General features: G+C 72.8%; 16 protein-coding genes. All 16 read right to left on the bottom strand.

Going from position 1 to position 18087, the window contains the following annotated elements; translation table 11 throughout:
* Positions 1-172: 172 nt before the first annotated feature.
* On the bottom strand, positions 173-1426 hold the full coding sequence (gene ltrA, locus ACZ5T9_RS01905) for a group II intron reverse transcriptase/maturase (RefSeq protein WP_464834379.1): 1254 nt from the start codon (positions 1424-1426) through the stop codon (positions 173-175).
* 650 nt (positions 1427-2076) lie between these two features.
* Positions 2077-2349: an HU family DNA-binding protein gene (locus ACZ5T9_RS01910; protein WP_006902696.1), complete on the bottom strand. Its 273-nt coding sequence runs from the start codon at positions 2347-2349 to the stop codon at positions 2077-2079.
* Positions 2350-2375: 26 nt separating this feature from the next.
* Positions 2376-3500, bottom strand: a complete 1125-nt coding sequence (mazG, locus tag ACZ5T9_RS01915) for a nucleoside triphosphate pyrophosphohydrolase (RefSeq protein WP_464833633.1) — start codon at positions 3498-3500, stop codon at positions 2376-2378.
* 38 nt (positions 3501-3538) lie between these two features.
* Positions 3539-4099, bottom strand: coding sequence for a stage V sporulation protein T (gene spoVT / locus ACZ5T9_RS01920; RefSeq protein ID WP_006902698.1), 561 nt, complete (start codon positions 4097-4099; stop codon positions 3539-3541).
* A gap of 192 nt (positions 4100-4291) precedes the next feature.
* Entirely contained in the window at positions 4292-7882 is a 3591-nt protein-coding gene (gene mfd / locus ACZ5T9_RS01925; RefSeq protein ID WP_464833634.1) for a transcription-repair coupling factor, read from the bottom strand.
* Entirely contained in the window at positions 7879-8505 is a 627-nt protein-coding gene (gene pth / locus ACZ5T9_RS01930; RefSeq protein WP_006902700.1) for an aminoacyl-tRNA hydrolase, read from the bottom strand. Before pth ends, mfd begins: the two co-directional genes overlap by 4 nt.
* Positions 8506-8684: 179 nt before the next feature.
* Complete coding sequence (locus ACZ5T9_RS01935; RefSeq protein ID WP_464833635.1) at positions 8685-9317, bottom strand: 50S ribosomal protein L25; 633 nt, start codon at positions 9315-9317, stop codon at positions 8685-8687.
* A 124-nt stretch (positions 9318-9441) separates the two neighbouring features.
* Positions 9442-10389 carry a ribose-phosphate diphosphokinase gene (locus ACZ5T9_RS01940; protein WP_116899607.1) on the bottom strand — a complete coding sequence of 316 codons (948 nt, stop codon included), beginning with the start codon at positions 10387-10389 and terminating at the stop codon, positions 9442-9444.
* Positions 10376-11776: a bifunctional UDP-N-acetylglucosamine diphosphorylase/glucosamine-1-phosphate N-acetyltransferase GlmU gene (glmU, locus tag ACZ5T9_RS01945; RefSeq protein WP_464833638.1), complete on the bottom strand. Its 1401-nt coding sequence runs from the start codon at positions 11774-11776 to the stop codon at positions 10376-10378. Before glmU ends, ACZ5T9_RS01940 begins: the two co-directional genes overlap by 14 nt.
* A 211-nt stretch (positions 11777-11987) precedes the next feature.
* The gene (locus tag ACZ5T9_RS01950; protein WP_464833639.1) at positions 11988-12458 is read right to left on the bottom strand and encodes an RDD family protein; all 471 of its coding nucleotides are present in this window, start codon (positions 12456-12458) and stop codon (positions 11988-11990) included.
* 5 nt (positions 12459-12463) lie between these two features.
* Positions 12464-12943 (bottom strand): peroxiredoxin, encoded by a 480-nt coding sequence (locus ACZ5T9_RS01955; RefSeq protein WP_006902705.1) that lies wholly within the window; start codon positions 12941-12943, stop codon positions 12464-12466.
* 304 nt (positions 12944-13247) lie between these two features.
* A complete protein-coding gene (locus ACZ5T9_RS01960) occupies positions 13248-13532 on the bottom strand; it encodes a SpoVG family protein (protein ID WP_006902706.1) in 285 nt (94 codons plus the stop codon).
* A 99-nt stretch (positions 13533-13631) separates the two neighbouring features.
* Positions 13632-15047 carry a threonine ammonia-lyase gene (gene ilvA / locus ACZ5T9_RS01965; protein ID WP_464833640.1) on the bottom strand — a complete coding sequence of 472 codons (1416 nt, stop codon included), beginning with the start codon at positions 15045-15047 and terminating at the stop codon, positions 13632-13634.
* A 215-nt stretch (positions 15048-15262) separates the two neighbouring features.
* Positions 15263-16078: a pur operon repressor gene (purR, locus tag ACZ5T9_RS01970; RefSeq protein ID WP_006902708.1), complete on the bottom strand. Its 816-nt coding sequence runs from the start codon at positions 16076-16078 to the stop codon at positions 15263-15265.
* Positions 16071-16958, bottom strand: a complete 888-nt coding sequence (locus tag ACZ5T9_RS01975) for an NTP transferase domain-containing protein (protein ID WP_464833641.1) — start codon at positions 16956-16958, stop codon at positions 16071-16073. Before ACZ5T9_RS01975 ends, purR begins: the two co-directional genes overlap by 8 nt.
* Before the next feature lie 39 nt (positions 16959-16997).
* Complete coding sequence (gene ispE, locus ACZ5T9_RS01980; protein ID WP_464833642.1) at positions 16998-18062, bottom strand: 4-(cytidine 5'-diphospho)-2-C-methyl-D-erythritol kinase; 1065 nt, start codon at positions 18060-18062, stop codon at positions 16998-17000.
* Between the last annotated feature and the right edge of the window lie 25 nt (positions 18063-18087).

An 18087-nucleotide genomic window follows, 5' to 3' on the forward strand; every position in this document is an offset into this window, starting at 1 on the left:
GCTGCCACCCGCCGTTGGCCACAGAAAGCACAAGGACCGGCACCCGTGGCGGGGATGCCCGGCGCGGGCCGCTCCCTCCAGGGCGGCCGGCCCTGGAAATCGAGTAGGAGGGGCCGGTGAAGGCCCCGTCCCCTCACACCACCCGGCATGCGGGTCCGCACCGGGCGGTTCGTCAAGCACGGCGAAGTTCGTGGTAGCATCGAGTGAGGCTCAGCAGCCCCTGGGTAAGCCAGTACGGCTTGCCCAGGGCGCTGTTGAGCGGGCCACCGGCCATGGCCCAGTACCCGCGTCGCGCCATGGCCCACTGCCGGGCTCGCCACTCGGGGTGGCCCAGGGCCCGCAGTTCCCGCAACCGGGTGCGCGGCCGTTTCCACTGCTTCCAAAGGCACGCCTGCAAGCGTCGCCGGAGCCAACCTTCCACGTTGCGGAGCAGGTCCGCCATGTCCGCGATGCGGAAGTAAGCGAGCCAACCGCGCAAATAGACATTGATCCGGCGGATGCGCTCGGGCATGGAAACCGGCCAGGTCCGGCTCGTCAGGCCGCGGATGCGGTCTTTGAGCCGCTGCACCGTTTGCGGGGCCACGCGCAGGCGGATGCCTTCCCGGCCGCGGTACATGCTGAAGCCGAGGAACTTGCGTCGCCAGGGCCGGTCCACCGCGCTCTTTGGCTCGTTGATCTTGAGCCTCAGCCGCTTTTCGAGGAAGCGTCGCACTCCCGCCATGACCCGGTGCCCCGCCCGTTCCGAGCGAACGTAGATGTTGCAGTCGTCCGCGTAGCGAACGAAGCGGTGTCCCCGCCGCTCCAGCTCCTTGTCCAGCTCGTCCAGCAGGATGTTGGCCAAAAGCGGGCTCAGGGGGCCGCCTTGGGGCGTGCCCTCCTCCGTCCGCACCTTCACCCCGCCGACCATCACACCGGCCTGCAGGTAGCGGCGGATGAGCATCCGGACGCGCTTGTCCGCAACCTTCCGCATCACCCGGGCCATGAGGACGTCGTGGTGGACCCGGTCGAAGAACTTCTCGACATCCAGGTCCACCACCCAGGTGTAGCCTTCCTCGACGTGCCGGCGCGCGGCTTCGACCGCCTGATGGGCGGAGCGCCCCGGCCGAAAGCCGTAGCTGTGCTCCGAAAAATCGGGGTCGAAGATCGGCGTCAGCACTTGCAGCAAAGCCTGCTGGATCAGGCGGTCCAGGACGGTCGGAATCCCCAGGAGGCGCGTGCCACCTCCGGGCTTGGGGATTTCCACCCGGCGGACGGGTTGCGGCTTGTAGGTTCCCGCCAGCAGCTGGGCGCGCACCTGCGGCCACCGCTCCCGCAGAAAACCCCGCAGTTGTTCGACGGTCATGCCGTCGATACCCGGTGCGCCCCGGTTCTGCTCCACCCGTCGCAGGGCGGCCCCCATGTTCTCCCGGGCCACCACCTGCTCCATCAGGTCCACGCCACCACGTCCTCCGCGGGGAGGGGCGCCGGTCTGTCCCGGCCGGGTGCTCCGCTCTCGCCCAGGCCCCGGTGGGATTCACCACCGCCTCCTGGGCGAGGCCCTCTCGGGTTGGCTGCTCTCCTCGCACCCGGCGCGAACGCGCCAACACCCTCCCGGACTCGACGTTCGGCCCTTCCCGCCGGCCCGGCCGGCGGTACTACGGCCTCTGCTGACTCCTGCCGGCTCAGCCGCGCCTTGCGGTCGCGGGTTGCCAGCCATGCTGGCCTACCGGCAGGCCTCCCCGGGTAAGAGCGAGCACTTTCGTCGCACACCCGCCGCGTTTACAGCGCCGCCCTTCGGCCCATCTCGGGCTTCGCCGTGTGCTGCCGGCTCGCCCAGTCGGCACTGCCTCGCCCGCGGTTCCTGGTCGTCGGGTCGCGACTTTGCCTCCGGCTTCCTTCGGATCCCGCGTCGCCGCGGGCACCCTTGCCTTCGGCTAGCGGTTGTACGGGGCCACCCTCCGCAGGGGACTTTCACCCCTTAGCACTCGCCCATGCCGGGCGCACAGCGAAAAGGACCGGCACCGGGTATCGCCGGTGCCGGTCCTTCTGTGCCCCGCAGGACCCCGCAGGGTCACCCTTGCCGGAGCGGGGCCGGTCTCACTTCACCATGTCCCGCAGCTGCTTGCCGGGCTTGAAGGCCGGCACCTTGGCCGCGGGGATGGTCAGGGTCTGCCCCGTCCGCGGATTGCGGCCCGTGCGGGCCTGGCGCGTGCGCACCTCGAAGGTGCCGAAGCCGACCAGGGAGACCTTGTCGCCCCGGGCCAGCGCCTCGCTGATGGACTCCACGAAGGCGTTGACCGCCCGCTCGCTGTCCTTCTTGTTCAAGCCGGTCTTCTCGGCGATGGCGTTCACCAGCTCAGGCTTGTTCACCCACGTTTCCCTCCCCTCGCCTCGCGTCAAATTCCGCTCTTGTGTTCTGCGGACGAGCCCTGAATCCTCCCGCGTTCCCGGTCTTTGGCCGCTTCCCAGAGATGGTCCAGCTCTTCGGGGGACATGTCCTCCAGGCGGCGGCCCTGGTGGGCGGCCTGTTCTTCCATCAGGCGGACCCGCCGGCGGAACTTGCGGACGGCCCCCAGCAGGGCCGCCTCCGGGTACACGCCCCAGTGGCGGCCTGCGTTGACCAGGATGAAGAGGACGTCGCCCAGCTCCTCCTCGATGCGCTGCGGGTCGCCGTGGGCGACGGCTTCGTCCAGTTCGGCCAGTTCCTCGTCCAGCTTGGCGCGAGGCCCCTGGGGATCGGGCCAGTCCAGGCCGGAGCGGGCCGCCCGCTCCTGGATCCGGTAAGCCTGGACCAGGGCACTGGGCGGCCAGTCCTCCGCGTCCACCCCGCCGGCCGTCGCCGCCCGGGCACCGGATTGGGACCGGACATCCGGCGGCAGGCCGGGCGCGCCCTGGTCCGCCGCAGCTTCCCTGCCCCGGCCGGCTGCCGGGTTGCCCGCAGCCGGGGCACCCGGGCCGGTCCCATACCGGTCGCCGGCACCCCCATGCTCGCCGCTCGCGCCACCGGTCCCGGCCCGTCCCGCCGCAAGCGGGGGCACCGCCGGCGGGGATGGCACCGGGGTCTGGCCGTCCCCGGAGGCCGGCTCGTCCGCCGGCGAGGGGAGCCCGGGCCGGCCGCCGGCTTCCGCCGCCTTGATGGCGGCCCACAGGCGCTGCACGTCGGCAGCACTACGGGCCTCCACCTGGCCGAAGACATGGGGATGGCGGCGGATCAGCTTGTCCGCCAGCCGGCGACAGACGTCCGCCACGTCGAAGTGACCCGCTTCGGCGGCAATCTGGGCATGGAGCAGCACCTGGAGGAGAAGGTCGCCCAGTTCTTCGGCCAGGTGCTGGGGATCTCCGCGGTCAATGGCTTCCACCACTTCGTACGCCTCTTCCAGGGCGAAGCGGCGCAGGGAGCGGTGGGTCTGGGCGCGGTCCCAGGGGCAGCCGCCCGGTGCCCTCAGGCGGCGGACCAGGTCCACCAGCCTGGCGAATCCGTAGGGGTCCTGCCTGCTGCGATCCACAAAGGTATCCGTCACGATAAACCCCCCGGGCGGGGGTTGGACATGGGCACCGCCTAGTCCTCCATTTGCTTGCGCAGCACCGCCGCCGCCGTCTCGGCCAGCTTGAGCTCCAGGTCCCCCATCTGGGTGCCGGGCTCCTTGGAGGCCAGGATCACCGCCCCGATGACGTCGCCCGTGGCCAGAATGGGCGCGATCACGTAGGCGGAGAACCGCTCGTCGGTCTCGTCGTCGGCCAGGAGGGTGCCGGCGCCGGGGTTCTGGGCCGGGCGGTTGCGCAGGACGGGCTGCCGCTGGGCCATGGCCTCCTCCACGGCGCCCCCGATGCGCTTCTCCATGAACTCCTTCCGGGGCGCACCGGCCACGGCGATGATGGCGTCCCGGTCGGCCACCAGGGCGATGTGGTGGACGGCCTCGTGGAGGGAATCGGCCAGTTCCTTGGCAAAATCACCCAACTCGCCAATCGGCGAGTACTTTTTCAGGATCACTTCGCCGTCGCGATCCACGAAGATCTCCAGCGGGTCGCCCTCGCGGATGCGCAGGGTGCGCCGGATCTCCTTGGGGATCACGACCCGGCCCAGGTCGTCGATGCGGCGCACGATGCCCGTCGCCTTCATCCGTCACCCCTCCTCGCCTGGTTCCTCGCGGTGGTGGCGGTCCGTTTCCGGGTTCCGGCCTGGTGTCCCGTCCCGGCCCGGCGCGCTCGCCGGGGGCGGGCGGGTGATCCTTCCGGAATAGCTTTTCGCACGCAGGGGTCCCTTCTCGAGGGACAGCCACCGCGAAGACAGTGTGCCGCCAAAAATTTTCCGTTATTCTGCCGCCGGCTCGTCCACCGGCTGCTCTCCGGCGGGAAGGGGTGTGTGGCGGGCCAGCTCGCGCAGAAAGCGGCGCAGGGCGGTGAGGACCTCGCGCTCGCCCAGGCCGTCGGTGCGGAAGAACGCCGCCGCCCGGCCCCGCACCGGCTGCAGCCGCCGGCCCAGCTGCGGGCGCAGCGCCTCGCACGCCTGGGTCAGGGCCCCGGCCTGGGGAGCGACGGCTTCCATGTCGATCCGGGTGCCCTGCTGTTCGATGCGGAAGACGCCGCAGCGGGCCGCCAGCTGCCGCACCTCGGCCAGGGCCAGCAGGTTCCGTACCGGTTCCGGCGGCGGGCCGTAGCGGTCCTGCAGCGCCTCCCGCACCTCGGCCAGGTCGGCCGGCGTCTCCGCCAGGTTGACCTTCTTGTAGAACTCGATCTTCTGGCGGGCGTCGCGGATGTAGGTGTCGGGGATGTGGGCGTCGACCACCAGGTCGATCACCGGTTTCAGCCGCGCGGGCCGCTGCCGGCCGCGCAGCTCGTTGACGGCCTCTTCCAGCAGCTGGGTGTACAGGTCGAAGCCCACCGACAGCATGAAGCCGTGCTGCTCGGCACCCAGCAGGTTGCCGGCGCCGCGGATCTCCAGGTCCCGCAGGGCCAGCTTGAACCCCGCCCCCAGCTCGGTGAAGTCCTTGATCGCCTGCAGGCGCTTCTGGGCGTCTTCCGTCAGCACCTTGTCGCGGCGGTAGGTGAAGTAGGCATAGGCCACCCGGTCGGATCGCCCCACCCGGCCGCGCAGCTGGTAGAGCTGGGCCAGGCCCATCCGGTCGGCGTCCTCCACGATCAGGGTGTTGACGTTGGGAATGTCCAGGCCCGACTCGATGATGGTGGTGCACACCAGCACATCGGCCTTGCCCTCCATGAAGTCGACCATGACCCGTTCCAGCTCGCCCTCGGCCATCTGGCCATGGGCCACGGCGAAGCGGGCCTCGGGCAGCAGGCGCTCCAGCCGCCGCCGGACGGCGTGGATGCTCTGGACGCGGTTGTGCACGTAGAACACCTGGCCACCACGGCGCAGCTCCCGCTGGATGGCGTCCCGCACCAGCGACTCGTGCCACTCCACCACGAAGGTCTGGACCGGGAAGCGGTTCTCCGGTGGCGTGTCGATGCGGCTCAGGTCCCGGATTCCCGCCAGGGCCATGTGCAGGGTGCGGGGGATGGGCGTGGCCGACAGGGTCAGCACGTCCACGTTCTGCTTCAGCTGCTTGAGCCGCTCCTTGTGAGCCACGCCGAAGCGGTGTTCCTCGTCGATGATCAACAGACCCAGGTCCTTGAAGCGCACGTCGGGCTGGACCAGCCGGTGGGTGCCGATGACGATGTCCACCGTGCCCTGGGCCAGGCCCGTCAGGATCTCCGCCTGCTCCGCCGGCGAGGCAAAGCGGCTCAGGGTGCGGATGGTGACGGGAAAGGGCGCGAAGCGCTCCTTGAACGTCCGCTCGTGCTGGTACGCCAGCACGGTGGTGGGCACCAGCACCGCCACCTGCTTGCCGTCCTGGACCGCTTTGAAGGCCGCCCGCATGGCCACCTCGGTCTTGCCGAAGCCCACGTCGCCCACCAGCAACCGGTCCATGGGGACCGGCCGCTCCATGTCGGCCTTGATGGCGGCGATGGCCGCCAGCTGGTCCGGCGTCTCCTGGTAGGGAAAGGCGTCTTCAAACTGGCGCTGCCAGGGGGTGTCGGGGCTGAAGGCGTGACCGCGGACCGACTGGCGGGCGGCGTACAAGGCCAGCAGCTCCCCGGCCATCTCCCGCACCGATTCCTTGACGCGCTGCTTGACCTTGTTCCACTCGCCGGAACCCAGCCGGGCCAGCCGCGGCTGGTGACCCTCGGCGCCCACGTACTTCTGCACCAGCTCGATCTGGTCGGTGGGCACGTAGAGCCGGTCGCCGCCGGCGTACTGCAGGGTCAGGTAGTCGCGGTGCACGCCCTGGATCTCCATGGTGCGCAGGCCGAGGAACCGGCCGATGCCGTGGTGGACGTGGACCACGTAGTCGCCGGGCTTGAGGTCCACCAGCCGTTCCAGGGCCTGGGCTTCTGCCCGGTCGGCGGCCACGGTGGGGCTGCGTCGCCGGGCCACCCGGCGGCCCAATACCTCCCGCTCCGTCAGGACGACCCAGCGCAGGGCGGGCACCTCAAAGCCTTCGCTCAGGGCGGCCGGAGCCACCAGCACTTCCCCGGGGGCGGGCAGGGTCAGGCGCTCCACCTGGCGAGCCGCCACGTCGGCGTCGAGCAGAGCCTGGCGCAACCGGCCGGCCCGGTCGCCGTCGCCGGCCACCAGCAGCACCCGGTATTGCTGGCGCTGCCAGGTGCGCACCTCTTCCTCGAACAGGTCCCACTGCCCGTGGAACATCGGGGCAGGCCGCGCCGTCACGGGATATACCTGCCGCGGCTCCGGCCCCTGGCCCGGCGCCCGGGCCAGCACCGACAGGTACAGCACGGGCCGGGAAGCCAGGGCGCCCCAGAGGGCCGGTTCGTCCAGGTAGAGGGCGGCCTGGGCGGGCAGGATCTCGCCCCGGGAGAGAAGGTCGGCCTGGCGCTCCTGCCACTGGCGCTCCCGATCGGCCACCGCCTCCTCCAGGGACCGGGGCTCCACCCAGACGGCCAGGGCGGGCCCCGGGGCATAGTCCAGCAGGGTGGCCATCTCCGGCTCGAAGAAGGGCAGGTAGTGCTCCGCCAGCTCGATGGAGCGCTCGGCCTCCAGCCGGACCAGGTCCTGCTCCAGCCGGTCCAGCAGCTGGCGGGCGGCGCCCCCCCTGCGGTGGCGCGTCTGGTCCCGCAGGGAGTCCAGCTCGGCGGCCAGGGCGGCGAGTCCCCGCCGCCAGGAAGCCTCGTCCAGCACCAGTTCCCGGGCGGGGGCCAGGCGCACCCGCTCCAGGGCGCCCGTCGACCGCTGGGTACCGGGGTCGAACCGGCGCAGGGAGTCGATCTCGTCGCCAAAGAACTCGATGCGCACGGGCTCACCGGCCGGTGGGTAGACGTCCACGATCCCGCCGCGAACGGCCAGCTCGCCGGGACGGTCAACCTGCTCGGCCCGCTGGTAGCCGGCGGCCACCAGGCGAGTCAGGAGGTCGTCCCGGTCCATGACCTGCCCCGGTTCCAGCTCGATCAGCCCCGCCGCCCAGCGCTCCGGATGGGGCAGCCGGCGGGCAACAGCGGCTACCGGGGCCACCACCAGGCAGGGGCCCTGGCGCAGCCGGGCCAGCGCCTCCAGCCGCAGGGCCATAAGCTCGGGGCTGGCGGCCAGCACCTCGAAGGGCAGGACTTCGATGGCGGGGAAGACCACCACCCGCTCCGCAGGCACCCAGGCGCGCAGGTCGGCAGCCAGGGCGTCGGCCGCCCCCTGCTCTGCGGTAAGGATGAACAAGGTCCGGCCCGTGGCGGCCGCGAGGGCAGCCAGCAGGCTGGCCGCGGCCGGCCCGCCCAGGCCGTACACCGCCTGGGCGGGCAGTTCCCGGCGCACCCCTCCGGCCAGGGAGGGGAACTCCGGCAGCTGCTGCCACAGGCGCAGCAGGTCTTCCGTCAGGTCCTGGGCTGGCAGGGTGGTCATTCTTCCCCTTCGCCTCCACCGCCGGTGCCGGCGCCCTGGGTGCCTGAGGGCCAGGGAGTGGGCCCGTTGTAACGGGACATCGCCCGTTCCAGGCCCGTGGCCAGCACCGCCAGGACGGCCTCCGCGGCCCGCTGGACGGCCGCGGCCATCAGAGGTTGCTCCGCCGGAGCAAAGGGAGCCAGCACGTAGTCCGCGGCGTCCACGCCCGCGGGCGGGCGCCCGATGCCCACCCGCAGGCGCGGGAAATCGTCCCGGCCCAGGCTGGCGATGATGGAAGCGACCCCGCGGTGGCCGCCGGCGCTGCCCCGCGGCCGCAAGCGCAGGTGGCCGGGCGGCAGGTCCAGGTCGTCGTAGATCACCAGGACCTCCCCCGGCGGGACGCGCAGGTTGCGGCAGGCCTGCGCCACGGCCTCGCCGCTGAGATTCATGTAGGTCTGGGGTTTGAGCAACACCACGGGCTGGCCGCGCCACGTCCCCTCCGCCCAGAGGGAGCGGAAGCCCCGGCGCCAGCCGGCCGTGCGCAGCCGCCGGGCCAGGGCATCGACCACGGCAAAGCCCACGTTGTGCCGGGTTCCCTCGTACTCGGGACCCGGGTTGCCAAGCCCGACGATGATCCGGGGCACAGGCCCCGCCTCCGTCCTCGCCGGCGGGGGCGAGGGCGCCGGGCCGGTGGGGTGGGCGAGCGGCTCGCCCGGTTCGACCCGGCGGGCCGCCGCCCCCTGCCGCGAGGCCGGCTCCCGGGGTCCGCGTACCGGGCCGCCGCGTTACCGCCCGGCCCTGCCCCCGGCCACCGCCACCGGCGTCACGCCTCGCCCTTCTCGCCCTTCTCTTCCGTGGCTGCACCCGCAGCGGCCTCAGCAGCCGGCTGCTCTTCCTCCTCCGCACCCAGGTCCTTCGGCGGCAGCAGCACCGCCACGATCTCGTCCGGATCGTTCAGCACCCGGACCTGGGCCGGCACCTCCAGATCACGCACCCGCAGTTCCTCGCCCACCGGCAGCCGGGCCACGTCCCCCTCCACGGCCGCCGGCATGTGGCGCGGCAGGCATTCGATCTCCAGCTCGGCCAGCTGGTGCTGCAGGATGCCCCGCTTCTCGGCTTCCTCCACACCCCGCAGGACGATGGGCACCTCGGCCCGGACGGGTTCGTCCTCCCGCACCTCGAAGAGGTCCACGTGGAGCAGGTCGCCCCGGGCGGGGTGGTACTGCAGTTCCTTCACCATGGCGCTGAGGGAGCGGGTCGTCCCGTCCTGCACCAGCTCGACGGTCAGGATACCCCGCGCCCGGCCCGACGCCAGCAAGCGGTGGAACTCCCGGGCATCGAGGCGCACGGGAAAGTTGCCGCTGGGCCCGTACAGAACCGCCGGGAGACCGCCCTCGCGGCGTACCCGCCGCGGGTGGCCCGGCTCCCGGGGAACCGCACGCAAGACGGCCTGCACCAGGACATCCCTCCCGACTCCAGGATCGGTGAGCCTTCACAAGCCGGCGCTAGTTTAGCCCCGAAACGCCGGCGGTGTCAAAGGGCGCCCTGGACGGCCGCAGCCCCGGCCGGCCGGAGCCGTTTCAGTTGAAGAGCCGGCTGACGGACAGGTCCTCGTGGATGCGGACGATGGCCTCCCCCAGCAGGGGCGCCACCGACAGCACCTTGACCCGCGCCTTCTCCGCCCCGGGCGGCAGGGGAATGGTGTCCGTCACCACGATCTCCTCGATGGGCGCCTCCGCCAGCTTTTGCAAGGCGTTGCCCGAAAATACGGCGTGGGTGCAGCAGGCGTACACGGCCCGGGCGCCCAGGGCGATGAGAGCCTCCGCCCCGTGCCGGATGGTACCCCCCGAGTCGATGATGTCGTCGATCATGATGGCCGTGCGGCCCTCCACCTCGCCCACCACCGACATCACTTCGGCCACACCCGGTTCGGGCCGGCGCTTGTCGATGATGGCGATGGGGACCCCGAGCCGGTCGGCCAGCTCCCGGGCCCGGCTCACCCCGCCGTGGTCCGGGGACACCACCACCGGCTTCTCCAGCTTCTTGCGGGCGAAGTACTCCGCCAGGAGCGGCACCGCCGTCAGGTGGTCCACCGGCACGTCGAAGAAGCCCTGGATCTGGCCGGCATGCAGGTCCATGGTGACGACCCGGTCCGCCCCGGCCACCGTCAGCAGGTTGGCCACCAGCTTGGCCGTGATGGGCTCCCGGGGCCGGGTCTTCCGGTCCTGGCGGGCGTATCCGTAGAAGGGCACCACCGCATTCACCCGCCAGGCGGAGGCGCGCTTGAGGGCGTCCAGCAGGACCAGCAGCTCCATCAGCGTGTCGTTGGGCGGGTGGCAGGTGGGCTGGATCACGAACACGTCGGCCCCGCGCACGCTCTCGTTGACGGAAACCCGCACCTCGCCGTTGGCGAAGCGGCCCAGTTCCAGGTCCCCCAGGGGAACGCCGATGTGCTGGGCGATGGCTCGTGCCAGCGCCGGGTTGGCACTGCCCGCGAAGAGTTTCAGACGCCCGCTATCGTACGCCATCGCCGTTCCTCCCCCGGGCCCGCTGGCGCCAGCGGGCCGCCCATCCTTCCTTGTTGACCTGGCGCTCCCGGGCGATGGCCAGGGCGCCGGGCGGAACGTCCTGATTGACGGTCGAACCGGCGGCCACGTACGCTCCCTGGCCGACCCGCACCGGCGCCACCAGGTTGGTGTTGCAACCGATGAAGGCCTCGTCCTCGATGATGGTGCGGTGCTTGCGGAAACCGTCGTAGTTGACCGTCACGGTGCCGGCGCCGATGTTGACGCCGGCGCCCACCTGGGCATCGCCCAGATAGGAGTGGTGGTTCACCTTGGACCCGGGGCCCACCTCCGCGTTCTTCAGCTCGGCGAAGTTGCCGATGTGGACGCCGGGGGCGAGGCGGCAGCCTGGCCGCAGGTGGCTGAAGGGGCCCACCCGGCAGCCGTCACCCAGCTGGCTGTCTTCTACCACCGAATACCAGACCTGCACCTGGTTGCCCAGGACGCTGCCCGTGATGTGGGCGCCGGGACCCAGGCGGCAGCCCTCCCCGATACGAGAGCCCGCCGCCACCACCGTGTTGGGGAAGATCACCGTGTCCCGCCCGATCTCCACGTCGTCATCGATCCAGGCGCTGGCCGGGTCGATCAGGGTCACGCCCGCCGCCATCCACCGCCTGCGGATGCGGTCGCGCAGGATGGCTTCCGCCCGGGCCAGCGCCTCCCGGTCGTTGACCCCTTCCACCTGCCGGGGATCGGGGGCGGTGACGGTGTGGACCGCCAGACCCTGCTGGTGAAGCAGCGCCACCACGTCCACCAGGTAGTACTCCCCCTGGGCGTTGGCCGGCGTGAGGCGGCGGAGGGCGTCGAACAGGGGCTCCCGCCGGAAGCAGGCCATGCCGGTATTGACCTCCCGGATGGCCCGCTGGGCCGGGGTCGCATCGGCCTCTTCCACGATGCGCACCACCCGGCCCGCCTCATCCCGGACGATCCGGCCGTAGCCCGTCGGGTCGTCCAGCTGCGCGGTGAGGAGGGTGGCCGCCGCACCCGACCGGCGGTGGGCGTCGATCAACTGGCGCAGCAGATCGGCCTCCAGCAGGGGCGTATCCCCATAGAGCACCAGGACATCCTGCGCCCCGGCCACGGCCGCTTCCGCCTGCAGCACCGCGTGCCCCGTGCCGAGGGGCTGGTGCTGCCAGGCATACACCACCCGGTCCCCCAGCAGGGCCTGCACCTGCTCGCCCTGGTGGCCCACCACCACCACCACCCGGCCGGCGCCGGCCCCTTCGGCCGCCCGCACCACGTGCTCCACCATGGGCCGCCCGGCCACCGGGTGGAGCACCTTGGCCCGGTTCGACCGCATGCGCTTGCCCAGCCCCGCGGCCAGGATCACGGCGTGGAGCGGATGATCCAACGAGGTAACCTCCCCGTGGGCACAGGCCTGCACCCCGGACCGCCGCCGCGCCGCATGGCGCGACCGCCCGGGGTGCCGGGGTGCCCATCCTTTCCCATCCCGGTTTCAGGGCCTCGCCGGACCCCTGCTGGGACCTGCAGGGTCCGGGACGGCACCAGTCGGGGCCGTCCGGCCCCGCGGGGACCCGCAGGCCCCCTTGCCTGCGGCCTCCTCAGCGGCCGGCGCTTTCCGCGCCCACCTGCCACGGCCGCCACCGCACCACGCGGGTCCGGGCCACCGTGTCGTGCCAGGGCGGGCCGGCGGGCCTCTGCCCGATCCCCAGGGCCGGCCACCAGCCCGCGCCGGCCAGGACGGTGCCCGCCATCCGGGCCAGGAAGCGGACCAGCGCCCGCCGCCAGCCGGGGCACTGGCCTCGGGCCTCCACCACCCGCAGGCCCAATGCCAGCTTGCCCAGGGTGGTCCCCCAGTAGCCCTCGCCGGCAGCAAAGTAGGCGGCGGCGGCCGCCAGGACCGCGGTGCCGGCCAGCGTCAGAGCGGCCGTGCCGCCGGTCCAGGCCTCGGCCACCTCCAGGACGGTCAGGCCCAGGAGGTTGCCGGCCGCCGACAGCAGCACCAGGTCGATCAAACCCGCCGCCCAGCGCAACCCCAGGGGTGCCGGTTCGGCCCCAGTCCCGCGCCGCAAGGGGATCAACCCTGCAGCTCGGTCAGGACCTTGCGGATGGCCTCCTGGTCGGGCAGCACCTTGGGGTCGTCGGTGACCCAGCGGTAGCGGATGACCCCGTCCTTATCGATGACGAAGGCCGCCCGCTTGGCCACGCCGCGCAGGTTCATCAGCTCGTCGTAGTACACGTCGTACGCCCGGGACACTTCCTTGTTGAAGTCCGAGAGCAGGGGGAAGTCGAACTTCTGCTGCTCGGCCCATGCCCGCAGGGTGAAGGGGCTGTCCACGCTGATGCCCAGCACCTGGGCATCGAGACCGCTGAACTGCTCGCTGTAGGTGTCCCGCAGGGCACACATCTCCTGGGTGCACACCGAGCTGAAGGCGAAGGGGAAGAAGTACAGCACCACGTTCTTCTTGCCGCGGAACTGCCCCAGGGAGATGGTGTCTTCCGGGCCGGTCGCCGGCAGCCGGAAGTCCGGAGCCTTGTCCCCCACCTGAGCCGCCATGGTCATCCCTCCTGTCGGCTGGCAGGCCGCCACCGCCTTACCGGCCGGCCGCGCCGCGGTCCCGCCCGGCGCGGTGCCACCCGGCGCGGTGGCACCCCACTCCTCCTGTATCAGATTCGGGATGCCCGGGTAAAGGGTCAAGCTGTGGCCCGTCCCGGTCCCACCCCGGCCGCCGGCCCGGGTCGCAGCCGGGGCCGGTCGAGGGCTCGGCAGCCCGCCCGCCGTGCCGCCCCACCGGCCCCGGACAGCCGCCCCGCCTGTCCCGCCCCGGCGCCGCCACCGGTACCTGCGGCGCCGGGCAGGGCTAGCCCGCCTGCTCGGCTGCCATCCCGCCCACCTGCTGGCGGTAGGCCGCCAGCACCGCCTGCTGGATGCGGTCCCTCGCATCGGCGGTGATGGGGTGGGCGATGTCGAAGTACTCGCCGCTGGCCGCCCGCTTGGACGGGAAGGCCACGAACATGCGCCCCTCGGACCCCTCGACCACCTTCAGCTCGTGGACCACGAACTGGCCGCCGAAGACGACGGAGGCAAAGGCCCGCATCCGGCCCGCACCCTTGACCGGCCGGATCCGCACCTCCGAGATGTCCATGGCGTCACCCCCCTTCTGCGGGGAGGATTCGCCGCCATGAACCCATTTCCTTCCATTGTCTGATCCAGATTTTGGGCTTGCCTGGGTCCGGATAGCCCCTCATCGCCGCCGCAGGCCCGCAGCCCCGCCGGCCCTCGCCGGCTCCACCTCCAGGCCCTGCAGGGTGTAGCCGTGATCCGCCAGGGCCCGGCGGATGGCGTCCACGTGGGTCGTGTCCCGGGTCTCGATGATCAGCTCCACCTCGGCCTCACCCAGCGCGACCTCGTGACGCAACCGGTCATGGTAGACGGCCAGGATGTTGCCGCCCTGGTCGGCGATCACCTTGAGCAGGGCCTGCAGCGATCCCGGCCGGTCGGCCACCAGGGTGCGGATGCGGATCAGGCGCCCGTCTTCCAGCAGCCCGCGCTCGATGATCCGGGCCAGCAGGTTGACGTCGATGTTGCCGCCGCTCACCACCACGGCCACCCGGCCGGCCTGCGGGACCTTGCCGGAGAGCAGGGCGGCCAGGGCCGCCGCGCCCGCCCCCTCGACCACCAGCTTGGCCCGTTCCAGCAGGAGCAGGATGGCGCGGGCGATCTCCTCCTCGGAGACGGTGACCATGCCGTCCACGTAACGGCGGATCAGCCCGAAGGTCATCTCCCGCGGCGTCTTGACCGCCAGGCCGTCGGCGATGGTGCGGGCCCGCTCCACCGGCTCAAGGCGCCCCGTGACGTAGGCACGGGCCAGGGCAGGCGCCTCCTGGGGCTGCACTCCCACCACCCGCACCCCCGGCCGCTGCGCCTTCAGGGCGATGGCGATCCCGGCGATCAGCCCGCCGCCGCCCACCGGCACCACCACCGTGTCCACGTCGGGCAGGTCCTCCAGGATCTCCAGCCCGACCGTGCCCTGCCCGGCCACCACCAGCGGGTCGTCGAAGGCGTGGATGAAGGTGAGGCCGCGTTCTTCGGCCAGGCGGTAAGCCAGGTCGTAGGCGCCGTCATAGCCTTCGCCGTGCAGGATCACCTCGGCCCCGTAACCCCGGGTGGCCACCACCTTGGTGGTGGGGGCCGTCTCGGGCATCACCACGGTGACGGGGATTCCCAGGCGGGAGCCTGCCAGGGCCACCCCCTGGGCGTGGTTGCCCGCCGAGGCGCAGATCACCCCCCGGGCCCGGGCCGCCGGATCCAGCCGGGACAGGCGGTTGAAGGCTCCCCGGACCTTGAACGAGCCCGTCTTCTGCAAATTCTCCAGCTTCAGGAAGACGTCGGCCCCCGCCAGCTCGGAAAAGGCCGCCGAACCCAGCAGGGGCGTGCGATGGACGAACCCGGCGATGGTCCGGGCCGCCTCCTGGACGGCGGCAAGATCGACGGCGGAAGCGGTGCCGGCAGGGACGCCGGCGCCGGCCCCCGGGGCGGTCCCCGCCGCAGCCCCCGCGGCCGCCGGACCGCCCGGCCCGGCCGGTCCCCCGCGGCCGACCCCCACGCCGGTCCGGGCCGGGCCGGGTTCCTCCGCCGCCCTCGTACGCCCTTCCGTCATTGCGCTGCGCCTCCCGTTCGTCAGTGCGCCTCGCGCGGCACTTGCGACGCGCCTCATGCGCTGCGCCACGCGGCGGGCGCCGGCGGCCGCGGACCGCCGGCCTGCCACGGCAGTCCCCCCGGGCCGCCCGCCTGCACCGCCAGCCTCCGCGGCGGGCCGCCCGCCCGCCGCCCTGCTGCCGCTGGTCAAGGCCGCTGCCCGCTAGCGCCCGCGTCCTAGCGGCCCAGGCTGGGCCGGACCCGCACCTGGCGGCGCACGGTGTCCACGCCCTCCAGCACGGCCACGGCGAAATAGTCCTCCACCAGCTTACGGGCCGGCTCGGCCGTGGCGATCATCACGCCCAGGCCGGCCACCCGGGCCCCCACCTCGCGCATCAGGTCCATCATGCCGCGGGCGGTGCCGCCGCCTTTCATGAAGTCGTCCACCAGCAGCACCCGCGCCCCCTGGGGCACGGCCCGGCGCGGCACCGACATGGTGGCGATCCGCTGGGACGAACCGGACACGTAGGTGATGCTCACCGACGGCCCCTCGGTTACCCGGCTGTCCCGCCGCAGCAGCACCAGCGGCCGCCCCAGGGCCCGGGCGGTCATCAGGCCCAGAGGGATGCCCTTGGTCTCCACCGTGGCCACCAGGTCGGGCTCCTCCCCGCGGAAGCGGGTCGCGAAGAGCGCCCCCAGCCGCTCGGCCCACGTGGGCGAGAAGAGCAGGTCCGTCATGTAGACGAACCCGCCGGGCAGGATGCGCTGGGGGTCGCGCAGCTGGGCGGCCAGTTCCTCCGCCAGTTGCCAGGCCGCTGCCTCCGTGACCCGCGGCTCGTAGGTGACGCCGCCGGCCACGCCGGGGTAGGTGCGAATGGTGCCCAGTCCCTCCTGGTCCAGCACGGCCTTGACCAGGGACAGGTCGTCGCTGATGGTCGACTTGGCCGTGGCGAACCGCTCGGCGAACTGGCTGAGGGACCACAGATGGCCGGGCCTGTCGGCCAGGAGCTTCACCAGAGCGGCAATCCGCTCGCTGCGCTTGAGCTTAGCCAAGGCGGGGCCCTCCTCCGGGCGGTACCGGGACGGTCGCGCAGCCGGCTCCCGTGCCATCCCCCGCGGCCGCCTCCCGCCCCGGGGACGAACCGGCCGCAGCCTGCAGTCGTGCCTCGGCCTGGCGATAGTCGGCGACCTTGTCCACGTCCATGGCCAGCTCCGGATCGGTCACCTCGACGGCGTGGGCGCGCAGGCCGGCCAGCCGGCCCAGCCGGAGCTCCAGCTCGGCCACCGTGGCCCGGCGGGTCGCCACCCGCACCAGGACCGCCGGGCCGAACATCATGGCCAGCTTGAGGGGCTGCTTCCGCGCAGCGTAAAGCGCCTCGGCCCACCGCAGGGCCTGCGGGGCGGCGGCCAGCCGCAGGTACAGGGCGTTGCCGCCGGTGAACTCGCCGTCGCGCAACCGGACGTAGGTACGGGCCGCACCGGGGAAACGCCGCTCCATGTTCTGGCGCCGGGCGATGGGATAGCCCACGTCGGCCCCGGCCGGGATGGCGGCCAGAAAGCGCTCCAGCACGGCGCCGTCGACCAGCGGCACGTCGCCGGTGACCAGCAGGACCCCGGTGGCCCCCGGCAGGGCCGCCTTGAGGCCCTCGAGCCCCTGCCGGACGCTGCCCAGCAGGTCGTCACCGGGCGGCACCACGCTGAACCGCCCTTCCTGCCGGGCGCGGGCCAGCACCGTCCCGGCGTCGCCGGGGTCGGGACCGGCCAGTACCACGTGCTGCAGGGAAGGCGCCTGGAGGCAGGCCTCCACCACCCAGGCCACCATGGGCCGTCCGGCCAGGGGGACCAGCGCCTCCCACTCCGCGCCGCTCACCTGGCGCAGGGCTCCGGTGTTGCGGCGCCCCGCCAGGATGACGGCTCCCGTCACACCGTCCACGCCAGCTTCCTCCTCGCTTCCTCCCGGCTCCGGCAGGCCCTAAAGGGTGCGGGCCAGCCGGGCGCCGGGGTAGCAGCGCCTCAACCGCCGCCAGGCTTTTTGGGCCGCCTCCCCATGGGGGAAGATCCCCCAAACCACGGGACCGCTGCCGCTCATCCGCGCCACCACGGCTCCTTCGCGCCGCATGCGCTCCAGCGCTTCGGCCACCTCGGGGAAGGCCGCCGCCACCACGGCTTCGAAGTCGTTCCGCACCAGACGAGCGAGGCTGTGCAGGTCCCGCCGCGCCACCGCCCGGGCCACGGCGCCACCGTCGGCGAAGGCCTCCCCGGCCTGCCCTTCTCCGCACCGCCGGTCCCATTCGCCGTATGCCCAGGCCGTGGATACCGGCCGCGGCAGGGGCACCAGGACCAGGGCCAGACCGGGCCAGGAGGGCAGCACCTGGATCCGCTCCCCCTTCCCCCGGACCCGGGCCGCCCGCCCGCCCAGCAGGAAGGGGACGTCCGCCCCCAGCCGGTCCCCCAGGCGCCGCAGGGTGGCACCATCCACAGCCAGCCTCCACAGCCGGCGCAGCCCCCGCAGCACCGCCGCCGCATCGGCACTGCCACCGCCCAGCCCGGCTCCCGCGGCCACCCGCTTGACCAGCCGGATGTCGACGCCGGCCGCCACGTCCAGCGCCTGCTGCAGCAGGCGCGCCGCCCGCCAGGCCAGGTTGTCCGGCCCCGAGGGGACCGGCGGGGCGAGGGGTGCGCCCAGGGCATCGCCTCGGCCCGGCATCGCCCCGGGGAGTGCCTCCCCCCCGGGCATGACCGCAGCTGGACCGGAGGGGACCCACCGGGCCGGCGCCGGTTCCGGCCCCGCCTCCGCGCCGGCTTCCGGCTCCGCCGGGCCGCCGCCCGGTGCGGCCCCGGCCGGTTCGACCGCCAGGCGAATGGCGCCGTCGCCACGCCAGCGCAGTTCCAGGTCGTCGCGCCAGCTGATCCGGTGCAGCACCGAGTCGATCTCGTGATACCCGTCAGGGCGGCGCGGCCCGATGCGCAGGTGCAGGTTGATCTTGGCGTAGGCCCGCACCCGCACCACCGCCGGCGCCGGCCAGCGGTCCTGCAACGCCCGGCTCCCTCCCCAGTCGTTG

It is taken from the genome of Thermaerobacter nagasakiensis, assembly GCF_055396825.1.